This is a genomic window from Cohnella candidum, assembly GCF_003713065.1.
In the GTDB taxonomy this organism is placed as follows: Bacteria; Bacillota; Bacilli; order Paenibacillales; family Paenibacillaceae; genus Cohnella; species Cohnella candidum.
In genome coordinates, this window is the sequence record NZ_CP033433.1 from 5,002,709 (window position 1) to 5,019,651 (window position 16,943).

Annotated in this window: 15 protein-coding genes; 9 read left to right on the top strand and 6 right to left on the bottom strand. The window is 56.2% G+C overall.

The genetic code is table 11. The annotated features are described in order from the left end of the window. The first annotated feature begins 29 nt into the window (after positions 1 to 29). The 6 genes from EAV92_RS25270 to EAV92_RS23220 all read left to right on the top strand — a co-directional run bounded on the left by EAV92_RS25270 (position 30) and on the right by EAV92_RS23220 (position 7,287). Positions 30 to 389 (top strand): CBO0543 family protein, encoded by a 360-nt coding sequence (locus EAV92_RS25270; protein WP_420888793.1) that lies wholly within the window; start codon positions 30 to 32, stop codon positions 387 to 389. 31 nt (positions 390 to 420) lie between these two features. Then, complete coding sequence (locus tag EAV92_RS23200) at positions 421 to 873, top strand: CBO0543 family protein (RefSeq protein ID WP_164472910.1); 453 nt, start codon at positions 421 to 423, stop codon at positions 871 to 873. A 244-nt stretch (positions 874 to 1,117) separates the two neighbouring features. Beyond that, the gene (locus tag EAV92_RS23205; RefSeq protein WP_123043279.1) at positions 1,118 to 3,217 is read left to right on the top strand and encodes a hypothetical protein; all 2,100 of its coding nucleotides are present in this window, start codon (positions 1,118 to 1,120) and stop codon (positions 3,215 to 3,217) included. Positions 3,218 to 3,353: 136 nt separating this feature from the next. Then, complete coding sequence (locus EAV92_RS23210) at positions 3,354 to 3,932, top strand: glycerol-3-phosphate responsive antiterminator (protein ID WP_123043281.1); 579 nt, start codon at positions 3,354 to 3,356, stop codon at positions 3,930 to 3,932. Continuing rightward, the gene (gene glpK, locus EAV92_RS23215) at positions 3,933 to 5,429 is read left to right on the top strand and encodes a glycerol kinase GlpK (RefSeq protein WP_123043282.1); all 1,497 of its coding nucleotides are present in this window, start codon (positions 3,933 to 3,935) and stop codon (positions 5,427 to 5,429) included. 169 nt (positions 5,430 to 5,598) lie between these two features. Continuing rightward, a complete protein-coding gene (locus EAV92_RS23220) occupies positions 5,599 to 7,287 on the top strand; it encodes a glycerol-3-phosphate dehydrogenase/oxidase (protein ID WP_123043283.1) in 1,689 nt (562 codons plus the stop codon). A 64-nt stretch (positions 7,288 to 7,351) separates the two neighbouring features. Here EAV92_RS23220 and EAV92_RS23225 read toward each other — a convergent pair whose 3' ends face one another. After that, a complete protein-coding gene (locus EAV92_RS23225; protein ID WP_206424262.1) occupies positions 7,352 to 7,702 on the bottom strand; it encodes a VOC family protein in 351 nt (116 codons plus the stop codon). 137 nt (positions 7,703 to 7,839) lie between these two features. Between EAV92_RS23225 and EAV92_RS23230 the strand changes: the two genes are divergently transcribed. Together EAV92_RS23230 and EAV92_RS23235 are read left to right on the top strand one after the other, a co-directional pair. Then, on the top strand, positions 7,840 to 8,295 hold the full coding sequence (locus EAV92_RS23230; protein ID WP_123043284.1) for a MarR family winged helix-turn-helix transcriptional regulator: 456 nt from the start codon (positions 7,840 to 7,842) through the stop codon (positions 8,293 to 8,295). A 96-nt stretch (positions 8,296 to 8,391) separates the two neighbouring features. Continuing rightward, positions 8,392 to 9,342 carry a ring-cleaving dioxygenase gene (locus EAV92_RS23235; protein WP_123043285.1) on the top strand — a complete coding sequence of 317 codons (951 nt, stop codon included), beginning with the start codon at positions 8,392 to 8,394 and terminating at the stop codon, positions 9,340 to 9,342. Between the two features lie 51 nt (positions 9,343 to 9,393). Here EAV92_RS23235 and EAV92_RS23240 read toward each other — a convergent pair whose 3' ends face one another. From EAV92_RS23240 to EAV92_RS23260, 5 genes are all read right to left on the bottom strand, one after another. After that, positions 9,394 to 10,578 carry a response regulator gene (locus EAV92_RS23240; RefSeq protein WP_123043286.1) on the bottom strand — a complete coding sequence of 395 codons (1,185 nt, stop codon included), beginning with the start codon at positions 10,576 to 10,578 and terminating at the stop codon, positions 9,394 to 9,396. Then, a complete protein-coding gene (locus EAV92_RS23245; RefSeq protein ID WP_123043287.1) occupies positions 10,575 to 12,392 on the bottom strand; it encodes a sensor histidine kinase in 1,818 nt (605 codons plus the stop codon). The genes EAV92_RS23240 and EAV92_RS23245 overlap by 4 nt, the downstream gene beginning before the upstream one ends. Before the next feature lie 9 nt (positions 12,393 to 12,401). Next, positions 12,402 to 13,280: a carbohydrate ABC transporter permease gene (locus tag EAV92_RS23250; protein ID WP_123043288.1), complete on the bottom strand. Its 879-nt coding sequence runs from the start codon at positions 13,278 to 13,280 to the stop codon at positions 12,402 to 12,404. A gap of 13 nt (positions 13,281 to 13,293) precedes the next feature. Then, on the bottom strand, positions 13,294 to 14,187 hold the full coding sequence (locus EAV92_RS23255) for a carbohydrate ABC transporter permease (protein ID WP_123043289.1): 894 nt from the start codon (positions 14,185 to 14,187) through the stop codon (positions 13,294 to 13,296). 83 nt (positions 14,188 to 14,270) lie between these two features. After that, positions 14,271 to 15,650: an extracellular solute-binding protein gene (locus tag EAV92_RS23260; protein ID WP_123043290.1), complete on the bottom strand. Its 1,380-nt coding sequence runs from the start codon at positions 15,648 to 15,650 to the stop codon at positions 14,271 to 14,273. Between the two features lie 297 nt (positions 15,651 to 15,947). Between EAV92_RS23260 and EAV92_RS23265 the strand changes: the two genes are divergently transcribed. Continuing rightward, positions 15,948 to 16,745, top strand: a complete 798-nt coding sequence (locus tag EAV92_RS23265) for a Nif3-like dinuclear metal center hexameric protein (protein WP_123043291.1) — start codon at positions 15,948 to 15,950, stop codon at positions 16,743 to 16,745. Positions 16,746 to 16,943: the final 198 nt, after the last annotated feature.

The following is a 16,943-nucleotide window of genomic DNA, read 5'->3' on the forward strand; positions in this document are numbered from 1 at the left end:
TATAACTTTCTCTGTTACCCGTATTCGATGTGGGAATATACGCCCGATCGAATTTCAAGACCCACACGGAGAGTTCGCTTTTTTATGCCTTGACCATTCACCCTTGCGTCGTGATCCTGTTTTTGGGGAATTACCCGATCGGTAAAATGAAACGGTTCTTCTGGATTTCGTTTTGGATATTGGTATATACCGTCATTGAATGGATTGAGGTATGGCAAGGGATCCTTATCTATCGCAATGGATGGAATTTATGGTGGTCGATTGCTTTCATGGGCGTAGTCATCCCCTTGGTACGGCTTCATTACCGAAGACCTTTATGGGCATACGGAATTTCGATCATTGTCGTCTTCACGTTAGTAGGCTTGTTTCATGTGCCCCTGACCAAGTGAAGCCTGAATCGGCGAAAGTGTGGAATTGAACATGGTATTTCTCATCGTATCGCTCATCGCTTTTCATGTGGCCGCGATCTTCATGCCGAAACGAATCACTTGGCTGGATATCTGGTGCATCGCCTTGTTTTCGATCGTGGTGGAATCATTTTCGAACATGGCCTTGGACCTGAAACTCAATCTGTATGGATATATCGCGCCCGGAAACCAATGGTCCGGATTTCTGCCAATCTTTCTGTATCCCCCCGTAAATGCCATCTATTTAAATTATTTTCCGTTCGCGAAAACCAATTCGCGAAAAGCCGCTTACATATTGGCGTGGACTGCATTTTGCCTTGTTTATGAAGTCGCGGCTTTAGAATCCGGCTTCTTTTACTACTTGAAATGGAAGTTATGGTACTCTGCTTTGTGCTATCCCGTGCTCCTGCTGCTTGTGCTGGGGAGCTTTAAGTTTACGCGATGGCTTCAGCGGCGTGCCGGTTAATCCGAGACCTGAAAACCGGGACTATCCAATCGTCGTTTGCCGTGTTATAATTCAGCCATAAATTAATAGTTGGTCGGAGAACGGGAGACACCACAACGCTTGGCTGCGGAAATCGCGCGGTCGAAGGAGTTGTGGTGTTTTCTTGTGTCCGCCCGGTGCAGGAGTCCATTCAGAGGGGGTGGCTTACGGCGCGATGACAGCGCTGTCATTCGATAGAAACTAAACTGTTGAAGAGGAGCCTACTATGCTTAAAATGATGAAAAAACCGCAAGGATTGCTGGTGCTATCCTTGGTCCTGATGATTCTCGGCAGCTTTTTCGCCGGCATGTTCAACACTTCGTTTTATTCGGTCAACGTGAAGGAGATTTCATTTAAGGGCGACCACGGCAACCTGACCGGCCTGCTGTACACGCCGGACGGGGCCGGCCCGAACGATCCGCGGCCGGTCATCATCACGACGCACGGCTACCTGAACTCGAAGGAAATGCAGGACGCTCCCGCCATCGAAATGTCGAGACGCGGCTATATCGTTCTGGCGCTCGACATGTACGACCACGGCGATTCCCGCTGGACCGGCGACATTCCGGTGAAAGACATGTTCGCGACGTTCTGGATTTACTCCCAGTTCGACGCGGCGAAGTACATTTATCAGCAGCCTTACACCAAGAAGGACGACAAGGGCAACGCCTACGTCGCCGTAAGCGGCCACTCGATGGGCGGCTTCTCCTCCTTGATCTCCATGTACATGGATGAGATGAATTCCTTGAAGGCCGGCTATCGCATGATCTATGCGGGCATTGCCGTAGGCGCGGATTTCTCCTACGCGGCGGCGGTCGCTCCCCAGGACCAGTTCCAAGCCGCTTTCGGCAGCCGAACGGTCGGGGTCATCGGAGGCAAGTACGACGAGTTCTTCTTCAACAAATCGGAGGCGGAGAAAACCGCCGAAGAGAAGGAAGTCAAAGGAACGGTCACGCACAAGGATTTCACGGAAACCGCTTCGGGCAAGTCGTTCCTCGGCGTGGCGGCGGACCAGCCGGCGGAGGCAGGCAAGTTCTATCAAGTGCAATCCGGAGACGTGACCGTTGAAGGCAAGGCCGTTCGTCCCTCGCAAGCGGGCGAGCGCATCGTCTTCACGCCGAACCAGACTCACCCTTGGAACCACACGTCTCCCACGGTTACGGCGGATCTGATCGATTTTTACGCGCATGCGTTTAACGGGGTTACCTCGCCGAATCAAACCCATGCGGACCTCTCGTCCGGCAACCAAATTTGGTGGCTGAAGGAAGCGGGCAACTGCGTGGCGCTGATCGGGTTCTTCCTGATGTTCGTGCCGCTGATCAGCCTGCTGCTGAAAGCGCCGTTGCTGAACAAAGCCGTGACCGGCGCGATCGCGACCGTCTCGGCGCCTGCGAACGGCAGGCAGACAGCGGTTTATTGGCTGGCCATCGTATTCAGCGCGCTCATCCCGGCCATCCTGTTCCCGACGTTGATGGATAAACAAGCGGGCGGACTTCATACGCTCGAAGTGATCTCCCTCATCCTATTGGGATTGAGCGTGGTCGCGGCCGTTGCCGGCTTCGCGATGAAAAAGAGGTCGTTCGGCGTTGGCGGCGCAGTGCTCGCCGTACTGTCCTTGATCCTGTGGTTGGTGTTCCGCAACGCCGCGCACATCACCCCGCTCGGACCGATTTATAACGAGCCCACGACGAACCAAATCGTGTACTGGGCTATCGTGTCGGCGTTGATCGCGGCATTCCTGACGGTCGCATTCCATTACTTCTCCAAGAAGGATGCGGGTACGTCTTTCGGCAGCTACGGCATCAGCCTGAATCCGGCAACGATCGTCTCGAGCCTGATCACGGCCGTCATCGCCGTCGTCATCGGCTATCTGCTGCTCTTCGCGCTGCAAGCCGTATTCGGTACCGACTTCCGCATTTGGGTCATGGCGGTGCGCACGTTTAAGATGGAACATTTCATCACCGCTTTGCGCTATATTCCATATTTCTTAGTCTACTATTACGTCAGCACCGTGGCGCTGAACGCGAACACCCGCGGACGGAAAGGCGGATACCTGCTGGCCATCCTCTTGAACGTGGGCGGACTCGTCTTGTGGCTGCTCGCCCAGTACGGCAAAGACTTCGCGACGGGCGTCGCGCTGTACCCGGCGCAGGCCTTGAACGGCATCCTGCTGTTCGCGCTGGTACCGGCCCTGGCGATCGCGGCGGTCTATTCCCGCAAGGTATTCGAGAAAACGAACAACGTTTGGCTGGCCGCTTTCCTGAACACGTTCCTGTTCACGATGATCTCGGTCGCCAACACGGCGCTGTTCTGGAATCTCGTTTAATGGTAGACATCGCTTACATGCCTGCTTTATAATGATCTCAAGTTAATACAAGTGACGGAGAAAAGGAGAACACGCGAATTTTGTCCTAGTCGGACGAATTCGTGTTTCTCCTTTTTTTGACGGAGGTGGACCACGCGTGAATTTCAATAACCAGATCATCCTGCCGGCGGCCCGGAAGGTGAAGGATCTGGAGAAGCTGATGAAATTGTCCTACGAATACATCGTGATCCTCGACTCCCATATCAGCCAAATCCGGTCGATCGTCGAGCTGGCGAAGTCCCACGGCAAAAAGCCGTTGCTGCACGCGGATCTGATCGAGGGGCTGAAGAACGACGAATACGCGGCGGAATACCTGTGCCAGGTCGTACAGCCCGCGGGCATCGTATCCACCCGGGCCGGTGTAATCGCGAAGACGAAGCAAAACCGGCTGCTCGCCATCCAGCGGTTGTTCCTGCTGGACACGAACGCGCTCGAGAAAAGCTACGCCATGTTCGAACGGACGAAGCCGGATTTCATCGAGGTGCTGCCGGGCGTCATCCCTCACATCATCACCGAAGTGTCGGAGCGCACGGGAATCCCGATTTTCGCAGGCGGGCTGATCCGAACGGTGAACGACGTGGAGCAGGCGGTCCGGGCGGGCGCATCGGCAGTCACGACTTCGAACGCCGAGTTATGGAAGCATTTCGAAAATACCGGGAAGCAGGAGGGACGCTGAGTGGCTCAAACTTACATTCTCGCGATCGACCAAGGGACGACAAGCTCGCGCGCGATCATTTTCGATAAGCAGGGGCATATCGTGAGTACCGCGCAGCAGGAGATCAGGCAATATTTTCCGAAGCCGGGCTGGGTCGAACACGACGCCAACGAGATTTGGGTATCCGTGCTCGGCGTCATTGCCGGCGCGCTCTCCCAAGCGGAGATTGCTCCGGAGCAGATCGAGGCGATCGGCATCACGAACCAGCGGGAAACCGCGGTCGTCTGGGACCGGCATACGGGCCACCCCATCCATCACGCGATCGTCTGGCAGTCCAGGCAAACGAACGACATTTGCGAGGAACTCAAGCGTCAGGGGCACGACTCGCTGTTCCGGAGCAAGACGGGGCTGCTGATCGATGCTTATTTTTCCGGGACCAAAATCAAATGGCTGCTGGATCACGTGGAAGGCGCGCGGGAGAGGGCGGAGAACGGCGATTTGCTGTTCGGCACGATCGACTCCTGGCTCGTCTGGAAGCTGACGGGAGGCAAAGCTCACGTCACCGATTACTCGAACGCGTCGAGGACGCTGCTCTATAATATCCACGAGCTTCGCTGGGACGAGGAACTGCTCGGGATTCTCGACATTCCGGCGTCGATGCTGCCGGAAGTCCGCTCGTCTTCGGAAGTGTACGGCGAAACGGTGGAGCACCATTTCTTCGGCAAAGGGGTGCCGATCGCCGGCATCGCCGGAGACCAGCAAGCCGCGTTGTTCGGGCAAGCCTGCTTCGAACGGGGAATGGCCAAAAACACCTACGGCACGGGCTGCTTTATGCTGATGAACACGGGAACCGAAGCGATCCAATCCGCGCATGGGCTGCTGACGACGATCGCCTGGGGAATCGGGGGACAGGTCGAATACGCGCTCGAAGGGAGCGTGTTCGTGGCGGGCTCCGCCATGCAGTGGCTGCGGGACGGCCTGCGGATGCTGAAAACGACGGCGGACAGCGAGACGTACGCGAACCGCGTCGCCTCGACGGAAGGCGTGTACGTCGTGCCCGCTTTCGTCGGCTTGGGCACCCCCTATTGGGACAGCGACGTGAGGGGAGCCGTATTCGGTTTGACGCGGGGGACGTCGAAGGAGCATTTCATTCGCGCAACGCTGGAGTCGCTGGCCTATCAGAGCAAGGACGTGCTGGACGTCATGCAGGTCGATTCGGCCCTGAAGCTCAAAAGCTTGCGGGTCGACGGAGGCGCGGTGCGCAACGATTTCCTCATGCAGTTCCAGAGCGATCTGCTCGGCACGGAAGTGGAGCGGCCCGTCGTCAACGAGACGACCGCATTGGGCGCCGCTTACTTGGCCGGTTTGGCCGTCGGTTACTGGGCGAGCAAAGACGACATCGCGGAAGGCTGGAAACTGGAGCGGTCGTTTAAGCCGGCCATGCACGCGGGCGATAGCGCGCGGTTGTACGCGGGATGGCGCAAAGCGGTGCAAGCCGCCATGGCTTTCAAGATGTGATCGGTACTTGTCGCTTTCGCGCGGCGGAATGAAGTGCTATAATCAATCCTAACAAGTTCATATCTCGGTAGGAGACCAGGAGAACCACGAACCTTCCCGCTGCGCGGCTGCGCGTCCGGGACGTTTCGCGGTTCTTTTTTACTTTCAAGGAGAGAAGGGGCCATCCATCATGACAGGGAAATTCTCGGGCGCGGACCGCCAAAGCAAGCTTGCTCGGATGGAGCAGGAAATCTACGACGTGCTGATCATCGGCGGTGGGATTACGGGAGCGGGCATTGCCCTGGACGCCGGGACGAGAGGCATGAAGACGGCGCTCATCGAGATGCAGGATTTTGCGGCGGGAACTTCCAGCCGATCGACGAAGCTGGTGCACGGCGGGCTCCGATATTTGAAGCAGTTCGAAGTGAAGATGGTCGCGGAAGTCGGGAAAGAGCGGGCGGTCGTGTACGAGAACGGTCCCCACGTGACGACGCCGGAATGGATGCTGCTGCCTCTGTATGAAGGGGGCACTTTCGGGAAGTTCTCCACCTCGATCGGACTGCGGGTATATGATTTCCTGGCCGGGGTGAAACGCGAAGAGAGGCGCCGGATGCTGAGCCGGGAGGCAACGCTCGGAAAGGAGCCGCTGCTGCGGAAGGAAGGCCTGAAAGGCGGCGGCTATTACGTGGAATACCGGACCGACGACGCGCGCCTGACGATCGAGGTGCTGAAAAAAGCGGCGGAGGCCGGAGCGCATGCGGTTAATTATGCGAAAGCGGAGCAGCTCATTTACGACGAGGGCGGCAAGCTGGGCGGAGTGGTGGCTAGGGACGTTATCGGAGGAAAGGAGTACCGCATTCGCGCGCGCAAGGTCGTGAACGCGACGGGGCCCTGGGTGGATACGCTGCGCGGGCTCGACCGATCCAAGGAAGGCAAAACGCTCAGGCTCACCAAAGGCGTGCATCTCGTGTTCGACGGCCGGCGTTTTCCGTTGCGGCAGGCGATTTATTTCGATACGCCCGACGGCCGGATGGTGTTCGCGATTCCCCGCGACGGGAAGACGTACGTCGGCACGACGGATACCGACTATGCCGGGGACACGGCCCACCCTCGTATGAACGAAGAGGACCGGGATTACTTGCTGGCCGCCGCCAACCATTTGTTTCCCGGGCTGAAGCTGACGGCCGCCGACGTGGAATCCAGCTGGGCCGGCTTGCGGCCGCTCATTTACGAGGAAGGCAAATCGCCGTCCGAGGTATCGAGGCGCGACGAGATTTTCGTCTCTCCTTCCGGCATGATTACGATCGCGGGCGGCAAGCTGACGGGCTACCGGAAAATGGCCGAAACGGTGGCGGATCTCCTTGCCGTGGAGCTTCAAGCGGAAGGCCGCGGACCGTACGCCCCATGCGCGACTCGGACGCTGCCCATTTCCGGAGGCGATGTCGGCGGTTCCGCAGGCTTCCCGGCGTTCGTTCGGAAGATGGCCGAAGAGGGGGAGCGTGACGGGCTTTTGCCCCTTACTGCGGAGCAGCTCGTCCGGCGTTACGGTTCGAACGTCGCGACGGTTTACGACTTGATCCGTGCGGAGCGGGAACGCGAGGACGCACATGGATTCCCGGCTGAACTGCGTGCGATGCTGCGATACGCCATAGAGGAGGAAATGGCCGTCAAACCCGTTGACTTCTTCATCCGTCGGACCGGCGCGATGTTTTTCGATATCGACTGGGTACGGAGATGGAAAGATCAATCCGTCCGGTACATGGCGGAGCGTTTGGGTTGGGGCGGCGAGCAAACGCAGGAATACGCAGAGGAGTTGGAGCGGGAGTTGGCCGCTGCTTATTCCCCTTCCGAAGAAGCGGTTGGCGTCGGCGCTCATTGACACCATCCTGTGGAACAGCCTTGGATGTCCGGCCTGCCGGATTTTCAAGGCTGTTCATTTTCGGTTAATTCGTCGACTCAGCGATTTCATGCACGTTACCAAAGGGATCAACGAATGCCGCATATTTCCCTGGCGTAGGCTCCTCATGCAAGAATTGAATTCCCTTTTCCTGCATTTCCTTAAAACTGCGCTCGATCGATTCGACCTCAAACACGAGAACGGTTCTGGCCTCATTGGAGTAATCTCCGATTTCAGTCGTTTTCTCACACTTAAAAGCCGTAAGTTTACTGCCTCCCAAATCAAAAACAAGTTTATTTTCTTCTTCCAGAACGGTTTCCATGCCAAGTACTTCTGAATAAAACCATCTCGCTTTTTCCTTGTCTGTAACGAAAATCATCACATGACCGAACTTCACTCCAGTCACTCCTTTTATTGGGCTTGCCTATATTTTAACAGAACGCTTCCGTACAGCCGACACCCCCTTGCATATGAAAAAGAACCGTGCTATTATTATCTTAAATTAAAGATAAATGCGAAGGGAGGGCGAGCGCAATGGAGAGGGACGGCACGATGCAGGATCCGGAGAACAGGGACTTGTCGCTGAAATTGTTCGTGGTGCTGTCCAAAGCTTACAAGAGCATCATGGACCTCGCGATCAAGGACATGAAGAAACACGAATTGTCCACGACGGAGTTCATGATCATGGAGCTGTTGTACCACAAAGGCAGGTTTCCTCTGCAGCAGATCGGCGACAGGGTGTTGATCACGAGCGGAAGCATTACCTACAACATCGACAAGCTGGAGAAGCGGGAGCTCCTGAAGCGCGTCCCTCATCCGGAAGACCGGCGGGTCACTTTCGCGGAGCTTACGGAGCAAGGCCGGGAGTGGTTCGGCTCTTTATTCCCATCCCACGCCGAGGCCATCGAATCGATGATGAGGGGACTTTCGAAGGAAGAGAAGAAGGACGCGATCGAGCTGCTCAAGAAACTCGGTTTGGCGGTCAAGTAGCCGATGCGGCTATCCGTCCGTCAAATATCTTAAATTAAAGATATGTTGCAACCAGGGAACAAAAGGAAATATTAAAATCATGGAGGTTGAAAAACAATGACTCAAAAAACCGCAGGTATCCACCACATCACTTCTTTCGTCGGCAATCCGCAAGCCAATGTCGATTTTTACGCAGGAGTGCTGGGCCTCCGCATGGTCAAGAAAACCATTAACTTCGATGCGCCGGATGTTTATCACCTGTACTTCGGCAACGAAGTCGGAAGCCCGGGAACGGCGATGACGTTCTTCCCGTCGGAGGGAGCGAGAAAAGGGCGCATCGGCGGCGGGCAGGTCGGCTATACGACGTTCGCCGTGCCGGTCGGCACTTTGGAGTTCTGGGAGGAGCGGCTTCGCAAACTGAACGTCGACGTCCACCGTACCGTCCGTTTCGGCGAAACCTATTTGCGCTTCAAGGATTCGGACGGCTTGCAGCTGGAAATCGTCGAGCGCGAGGAAGGGCGACCCAGCCAATGGTCGTTCGGCGGAGTGCCGGCGGAGAAGGCGATCAAAGGCTTCGGCGGAGCGATCTTGAACAGCATTGCGCCCGCGAAAACCGAAGAGCTTCTCGTCAACGTCATGGGGCTGACGAAGATCGGGCAAGAGGGAGATCTCGTCCGTTATCGTTCCTACGGCGATCTCGGCAATGTCATCGACATGAATGCCGCGCCGATGGGCTGGGGAGCAGGCGGAGCGGGCACCGTCCACCATATCGCGTGGAGAGCCAGCGATGACGAGGAACATGCGCGATGGCGCGAGAATGTCATCGCCCACGGCTTCCAGGCGACCGGCATCGTCGACCGGCAGTACTTCAACGCCGTTTACTTCCGGGAAGCCGGCGGCATCCTGTTCGAAATCGCCACTGACGCGCCGGGGTTCACGAACGACGAGCCGTTCGAAAAGTTGGGAGAGAAACTGCAGCTCCCGTCGTGGTTTGAACCCAAACGGGATCTGATCGAGCAGAACCTGCTCCCGATCGAAGTCCGCGTATTGGACGGAGATCAAGCGTAAAAAGCCTAAGAGCCTGACGACCGGATGCACGGATCGTCAGGCTCTTTTCATTTAAGGCTCTCCGGTGTCGCCTCCGCCTACGCTCTGGCGGTATTCCGACGGGGTCAGCCCGGTTTTCTTGCGGAAGATCTGCGAGAAGTGGCGCACGTCCGGATACCCGACGCGTTCGGAAATGTCGCCGATCTTCAGCTCCGAATCGCGAAGCAGGTTCATCGCGCGGTCGAGACGCAGCTGCGTGAGGTAATCCTTGAAGCCGACGCCGGTTCTCTGTTTGAACAGCTGGCTGAAGTAAACCGGATTCAAGTATACGATCGACGCGACCTTCTCCAGCGTAAGTTCCGTCTGGAAGTGCGCGGCGATGTATTGAAAGGCCACCTCGATCGCTTTCTCTCCGCCGCTGGCATAGTGTTCGTAGACCTGGGTGGCGGAGCTTTTCCGCATTTGCTGCACTTTAGCCGGAACCTCGGAGATGTCGGTCATGCGTTCAGAGTGCAGGATCTGGAACGGTATCTTCAAATAGCGCTTTAAGTGGCTGCGAAGCTGGTCGATGATGGCGGTGAGGCTTCCTTCGTCCTTCGGGGTTAAGAGGCCAAGCAAACTTTTCGCGTCAAAACTGGTCACGAACCCTTGACCCGAGGTCTCGATCAGCTCCGACAGCACGTTTTCCACGATGAAATGCTCCAGCTTCATGTCCGATTCGCTTTCCATCCGCACCATAATCAGATGGAAATACGGATGCTTGCCCGTGAACGCCGCCAGATCGATGCCGCCCAAATCAAGGCCGGACGCCCACCGGGCGAAGACGGCTTCCCGCAGGAACCGCAGGTTCCGCTTCAGGAGCTGGGCCTCTTTGGACCGCTCGTTATCCTTGGCGATTTCGTCCCCGATCTCGCGGATCATGTCGACGAGCATATCCTTGCCGATCGGTTTGAGCAAATAATCCTTTGCGCCGAGACGGACCGCTTCCTTGGCGTATTTGAACTCGGAATGGGCGGAGATGACGACCCATCTGACATGGGCGTGGCGTTTCCGCGAAATCTCCATCAGCTCAAGTCCCGTCATGCCGGGCATGAGGACGTCCGTCAGCACGAGGTCCATCGGCACGTTTTGCAGCGTAAGCACCGCTTCTTCCGGGTTCGCCGCCAGCAGCACCTTGTGTTCGGGAAAATGGGTTCGGATCGTCCGTTCGATGCCTCTGCGGATGAAGCTTTCGTCGTCCACGACGAGAATGTTCACGCCGATTTCTCCTCTCGGTGGGGTGCGGGAAACGAAACCGTCACGATGGTATGGCGATTGCGCTCGCTTTCGATACGCAGGCCGTAGGCATCGCCGTACAGGAGGCGGATGCGCTGATGCACGTTAAGCAAGCCGACGCCGCGACGGCCGCCGTGGTCCTGCGCCGAAGCGGTCGTGGAGGAAGTTTCCTCCAACATCCGTTCGATTCTCCGCAGCGTTTCTTCTTCCATGCCGACGCCGTTGTCTTCGATGACGATGTCGATTCTGCCGTCCTCTTCCCGGGAATAAATGCGCAGCGAGCCCGTACGGCGGTTAAGCGGCTCCAGTCCGTATTTGACGGCATTTTCGACGATCGGCTGCAGGATCATTTTCGGAACCACGATGTCCAGCAGCTCTTCCTCGACGTCGATGGTCGTGTTCACCCGCGTGTCTAGCCGTGTCTCGATGATGGTCAAGTAGTGCTGCAATTGCTCGATTTCCTTGCGCAGCGTCGCGCGGGAAGCCTCCTCCCAGTCGCTGCTGTACCGGAACATGTGAGACAGCGACAAAATGACGTTGCCGAGCCGGTCGTTCTCGCGTTCGTCCAGCATCCAGTAGATCATGTCCAGCGTGTTGAACAGAAAATGCGGATTGACCTGCGACTGAAGGGCTTGCAGCTGCGCGTTTTTTTCGCTGATGGAGGCCAATTTGATTCGCTCGATGAGCTCGTCCATCTGGGTCACCATCCGGTTAAACGAACCGACGAGCACGTTAAGCTCATGGTAAGATTGCACCCGAACGATGCCTTTGAAATTGCCGAGCTCGACCTGTTTCATTTGCTGGATCAGCCGTTTGAACGGAGAAGAGAAGGACCGGGAGACGACCGTCGCCAGCAAGGTGGCCGCGATAACGAGGACGATCACGACGGAGAGCAGGAATTTCTGCGTCTCCTGAAGCTCCAGCTGGATGTCCTGTTTCGGCGTCTCCCCGATGACCGTCCAATCCGCCATGCTGATCGGGGCGGCCGTGACGAGATAGTCCTTGCGGTCGGTCACGATTACTTGGCCTTTCTTCAGCGGACCGGGCCATTCCTTCGGAATGGTCATCTCTTCTGAATCGGGATCGGCGGGCCTTGTATGCATGATTTCGTTGCCCGAGGCGTCGCGGATGATGACGTTGCTGCCCGGTCCCAGACTGGCGTTGGACAGCGCCGAGGTGATGGCGTCGGCGTCCGTCTCGATCAAGACAATGCCGATCGGCTTGATCGTGTTGAGCTCGAACAGCTCGCGCCCGAAAGCGAACACCTTGCTGCCGGGCTCGTTGATGCCCTCGCTGACGAGAGAGTGCGGGAATACGCCGAGCCAGATCATCTCGCCCGTCGACTTTTGGAGCTGGTTGAACCAATCTTTGCCCACGTAGCTGCGCACCGCGCCTCCGACCGACCGGTCAAAGCTGTACACCTCGCCTTGATTCGTCAGGATGTGGATGCCGACGACATCATTGCGGGAGTAGAAGATGGCGCCCATGATGTCGGTGATCCGCCGCTCCAGGTTAACGGCCACGTCGGAACTGACCGGATCCTCCGATTGCCGGAGCAGCCGCATCAATTCGTTGTTGCTGGTGAGGGATTTGGTGACGCTGTCATAACCTTTCAACATAAGATCGAAAAGGCCGACCGTCTGCGAGATGTTTTTCTCGGCAATGACGGCGACCTTATCGCGGATCTGCTCGGTTGCTCTTTGGTAATACACGAAGCTGAGAATAAAGAGCAGCCCGAGCAGGCTGAACAGGAATATGAGGAACAATCTTCCGTGGATCGTGTGAATGCTTTTCATAGGTTCATCTTAACCCTTAACGGCGCCTGCTACCATCCCTTTGGTGATTTTTTCCGCAAGCAGGAAGTAGATGATGACGACCGGCGCCGCTCCGAGCACGAGGAATGCGCCGATCGCTCCATAGTTGACGGAGTATTGGCTGACGAAGCTGTACACGCCGAACGGCAGCGTCTTTATTTTCTCGGAGGAAATGAACGTCGCGGCCAGCACGTATTCGTTCCAGATGTTGATGAACGTCAGGATGCAGACGGTCATGACCGGAGGAACGGAAATCGGAAGCACGATGCGGGTGAAAATGCTCCATACGCCCGCTCCGTCCACGATGGCGGATTCTTCGATTTCGTTCGGGATCGACTGGAAGAAGCCGGACAGGATGAACACGGCGATCGGTGTCTGGAATGCGATGTAAGGCAGGATGATCGACCAGCGCGTGTTCAGGATGTCGATGTTCTTGAACATGATCATGAGCGGAAGCAGCGTACTCTGCAGCGGAATCATCATGCCGAGCAGGAAGAGTAGCAGCACATACTGGCCGTACTTCCAGCGGAAGCGGGAGATCGCGAACGCCACCATCGCGGCCAACACGATGACGGCGACGATGGTAATGGCGGTCACGAAAACGCTGTTGGTCAGATACTTCCAATAGAGTCCGCCGCCGATGGCATCCTTGTAGTTGACCCATTGCCAGCTGGCCGGCAAGGCGAAGAAGCTGCCCGACAAAATTTCTTCGTTCGTTTTGAACGAATAGATCAAGAGCCACAACAGAGGGTACAGCTGAGTGACGAACAGGATGGCAAGGATGATATAAATGATCAACCGGCTGATGGAGAAACGTCGCCGGGATGAAGCCGAAGCTTGCATGGCCGTGAGGGTCGCGGACTGGCTCATTCGGGGCGCCTCCTTAAGAGTAACGTTTTTCAAGAGAGTTGAAGGATTTGTTGACTACGACGGTCAGCACGAGACTAAGGACGACGAGGAACACGGCGATGGCGCTGCCGTAACCGTATTTCTGCGTCAAGAACGATTGATAGTACATGTGGCTGGCCAGCACTTCCGTGGCGTGCGCCGGTCCGCCGCCCGTCATGACGAGGATTCGGTCAAACGACTGCAGGGAGCCGATGAAAGAAAGCACGACGGAGATTTTGAAAATCGGAACGATCATCGGAATGGTGATATATCGATCGGCCTTGAAGCCATCGGCGCCATCGATTCTGGCGGCTTCGTAAATATCGGCCGGAATGTTCTGGATTCCCGTGAATTGAATCAGGATATGATAGCCCAGGTACTGCCACAAGCCGACGAGGATAATGGAATACATCGCGTATTTCGGCTCCGAGAGCCAAGCGTGCGTCCAATCCTGCAGTCCCATTTTCTCAAGGAGCTGGTTAATCATGCCTCCCTGGGATGCGGGATTCAAAATCGTCTTCCACAACTGCCCGATAACGACGACCGATAAAATAACCGGCAGAAAATAGCTGGTGACGAGAAAATTGGCTTTACGGACGTGGCGGCTGATCAGGATGGCCACGAACAGGGCGACCGGCAATTGGATCACGAGCGACAAAATCGCCATTTGCATCGTCCGGTTAACCGAAGGCCAGAATACGTTGTCGCTTGTCAGCATGTATTTGAAATTCGCGAAGCCGACCCATTCGGAGGCTCCGATGCCGTTCCAATCGAGCATGCCGGTATAGACGGATACGAGAATCGGCACGAATACGAGGCAGACGTACAGCAGCAAGCAAGGCAACACGAAAGCCGCGATCGTCCAAGGAGATACCTTCAATACCTTCAAGGCTTACGCCTCCTTTACTTTCCCGCCGATGGCGAAAGGGGACGCAGAGCGTCCCCATCCGCAATCCAATCGACGGCAAACGTTTATTTTTTATTGTTTTGGTCGAATGCGTCTTGGTGTTCTTTCGCGACTTCCTTCGCGTCTTTCTTGGCGACGAACAGGTTTTGGATGCTCGTCAGGTGAGCTTGAGCGGTACCCGGGTTCATCGTGTTGTCGAACGCGAGGTCTCCGCCGTTAACTTGCTTGAACATGCCCAGAACTTCCATCGCCATGTCGGAGTATCCGGCGGCTTTGAAGTCGCCCTCTACGTTTTGGCCGAGACCTACGGCGCCTTTGGTCGTGAACAGCTCTTTCGGGTAGTTCAGCATGAAGTAGTTCAGGAAATCAAGCGTTTCTTGCTTGTGCTTGCTGTTCTTGGAAACCGCGAAAGCGGAGCCCGGAGCGAGCATGAATTGGTTCGGATCGCCTTTGCCGTTAACCGTCGGGAATTTGAAGACGCCGACGTTGCCGTTCTTGCTGACATCGGACGTTTCGATCCCGCCCGTTGCCCAGGAGCCCATGAAGTACATGGCGGCTTTGCCCGTCTTAAAGAGGTTTTCGCCTGCATTGTAGTCGAAGGAAGGCGCGCCTTCTTGGAACGCTTTCGCTTGAACCAGGTCTTCGAACGCGTTGACGGCGTCGAGGAATGCCGGATCGTCGAATTTCTTCGTGCCGGCCAGTACGTCTTTCAGGAAGCCCGGGCCGTTGTTCGTGCGGAGCAGGATGTTCATGAAGAAGAACGAGCCGGTCCAGGAGTCCTTCTCGCCGATCGCGATCGGGGTGATGCCTTTGGCTTTCAGCGTTTTGACGTCAGCTACGAGCTCTTCGAACGTAGCCGGCGGATTCGCGATGCCCGCTTGTTGGAACAGGGACTTATTGTAGTAGATAAGAGCGACGTTGTTGCCGTCAGGCAGGGCGTACAGGTTGCCGTTGAAGGTGTAGAAGTCGAGCAGGCCGGCTTGGAACGTGTCCTTCAGGCCGTTCTTCTGAACCATGTCGTTCAGCGGTTCGAACAGGTCGGCGTCTACGAACGGCTGCATTTGGGCTGCCGGGTTGACGACCGTGATGTCCGGAACTTCTTTGGAAGCCGCTTGCGTTTTCAGCTTCAGCTTCTGTTGGTCGGTGTTCAGGGAGTCGAGCTCGATCGTGATGTTCGGGTGATCCTTATGGTATTGATCGGTGAGCTTGCGGATCATTTTGTACTTCGGATCCGTAGGGTCCGGATAGATGTTTTGGAACGTGATCGTGATGTTTTCTTTGGACGGTTCGGATGCTTGTGCGGAAGCGGAAGCCGAAGGGCTTGCTGCCGGCGAGCTTGCGTCCGAGCTGGATGCGGAGTCGTTGTTGGACTTGCCGCAAGCTGCGAGGCTCACAGCGAGAACGCCTGCAAGTACGCCCGCGAAGATTTTCTTGCTTGTCTTCATGGTACATCCCCCTAGTTATGATAGTGACTTGATGTCCTCATTATGTTCGTTTGCGAAAACGCAAACAATGAAGTTCTTTAGGGGAACATGTTTGTTTTTTTAAGGTGCTCTGAAAATGTCGAGATTGGTAGAAATAGTGCTTACATATATTTATATCGGTTGTTTCGAGTTTATTTATCAGGGATAAAAGGGCTTTGCGGGACTTGTTTTTTTCAAGAGGGTGGCTGAACATGGGTGGTAGATTTGAGGGAAGCGGGTATGAACGGATTAGTATTCAATAGGAGAGGAAGTAGGCGGATGACGACGTTGGTCCGGCATGTGATCGAGTGGATTGAAGGGGCTGTCGGCTTGGCGGAAAACACGGTAGATGGGTTGAAGTTTGGCCGGCCGGACATGACCGTTACGGGAATTGCCGTGGCGTTTACGGCTTCGCAATCGGTGGTGGAAGCCGCGTTGCGAGCCGGTGCTAACCTGTTGATCTCGCACGAAGGGGAGTTTTACGCGCATCGCGACCGTGTTGAGACGTTGGAAGGCGATGACCTGGTAGTATTGGAGAAACGCGGTTTGATCGCGCAGTCGGGACTCGCCTTGTATCGCTGCCACGACGCGTTGCACTACCGGCAACCCGACGAGATTATTCAGGGGCTCGTTCGCAGGTTGGGATGGGAGGCGTATTTGCGGGAGGATCTGCAGGTTGCGGTGATTCTGGAAATGCCGGAGACGACGGTGGGCGAGTTGGCGGAGCATTGCAAACGGGCGCTGGGTTTGCCATATTTGCGCGTGGCTGGCGATTTAGCGATGAAATGCACCCGCATCGGGCTGTCGGCCGGCTACCGGGGCGGCGGCGAGCTGTGCATCCCGATGTTCCGGGAGCATGATCTTGACATGATCATCACCGGCGAAGGACCGGAATGGGAGACGCCGGAATACGTCCGCGACGCGATGCGGCAAGGCCGGAAGAAGGCGCTGATCCTGCTCGGTCACGCCGAAAGCGAGCAGCCCGGCATGCAGCTGCTGGCCGAGAGCTTGAAGCGCGCCTTCCCGGCAACGCCCATACAGTTCATTGCGGAAGAGCCGGTGTTCCGGATCGTATGAGAAGGGTGGCGGCACTGCAACGTTAAAAAGTAGCGCTATTAAGCCACCGAGCGAACAGAGTTTCGCTGCAACGTTATAAACTAACGCTGGATTGCCTGAAGCTTCGCCTAAGCTCGGTGCAACGCTAAAAATTAGCGCTAGAGCGGTTTAAACTCTCTCCAACCTCGGTGTAACGCTAGATATTAGCGTTAAACAGTC

Bases quoted from the DNA above. Each gene is read 5' to 3' on its own strand.
- EAV92_RS23200 (WP_164472910.1), top strand. From the start codon at position 421: ATGGTATTTCTCATCGTATCGCTCATCGCTTTTCATGTGGCCGCGATC.
- EAV92_RS23205 (WP_123043279.1), top strand. From the start codon at position 1,118: ATGCTTAAAATGATGAAAAAACCGCAAGGATTGCTGGTGCTATCCTTG.
- EAV92_RS23220 (WP_123043283.1), top strand. From the start codon at position 5,599: ATGACAGGGAAATTCTCGGGCGCGGACCGCCAAAGCAAGCTTGCTCGG.
- EAV92_RS23230 (WP_123043284.1), top strand. From the start codon at position 7,840: ATGGAGAGGGACGGCACGATGCAGGATCCGGAGAACAGGGACTTGTCG.
- EAV92_RS23235 (WP_123043285.1), top strand. From the start codon at position 8,392: ATGACTCAAAAAACCGCAGGTATCCACCACATCACTTCTTTCGTCGGC.
- EAV92_RS23245 (WP_123043287.1), bottom strand. From the start codon at position 12,392: ATGAAAAGCATTCACACGATCCACGGAAGATTGTTCCTCATATTCCTG.
- EAV92_RS23250 (WP_123043288.1), bottom strand. From the start codon at position 13,280: ATGAGCCAGTCCGCGACCCTCACGGCCATGCAAGCTTCGGCTTCATCC.
- EAV92_RS23260 (WP_123043290.1), bottom strand. From the start codon at position 15,650: ATGAAGACAAGCAAGAAAATCTTCGCGGGCGTACTTGCAGGCGTTCTC.
- EAV92_RS23265 (WP_123043291.1), top strand. From the start codon at position 15,948: ATGACGACGTTGGTCCGGCATGTGATCGAGTGGATTGAAGGGGCTGTC.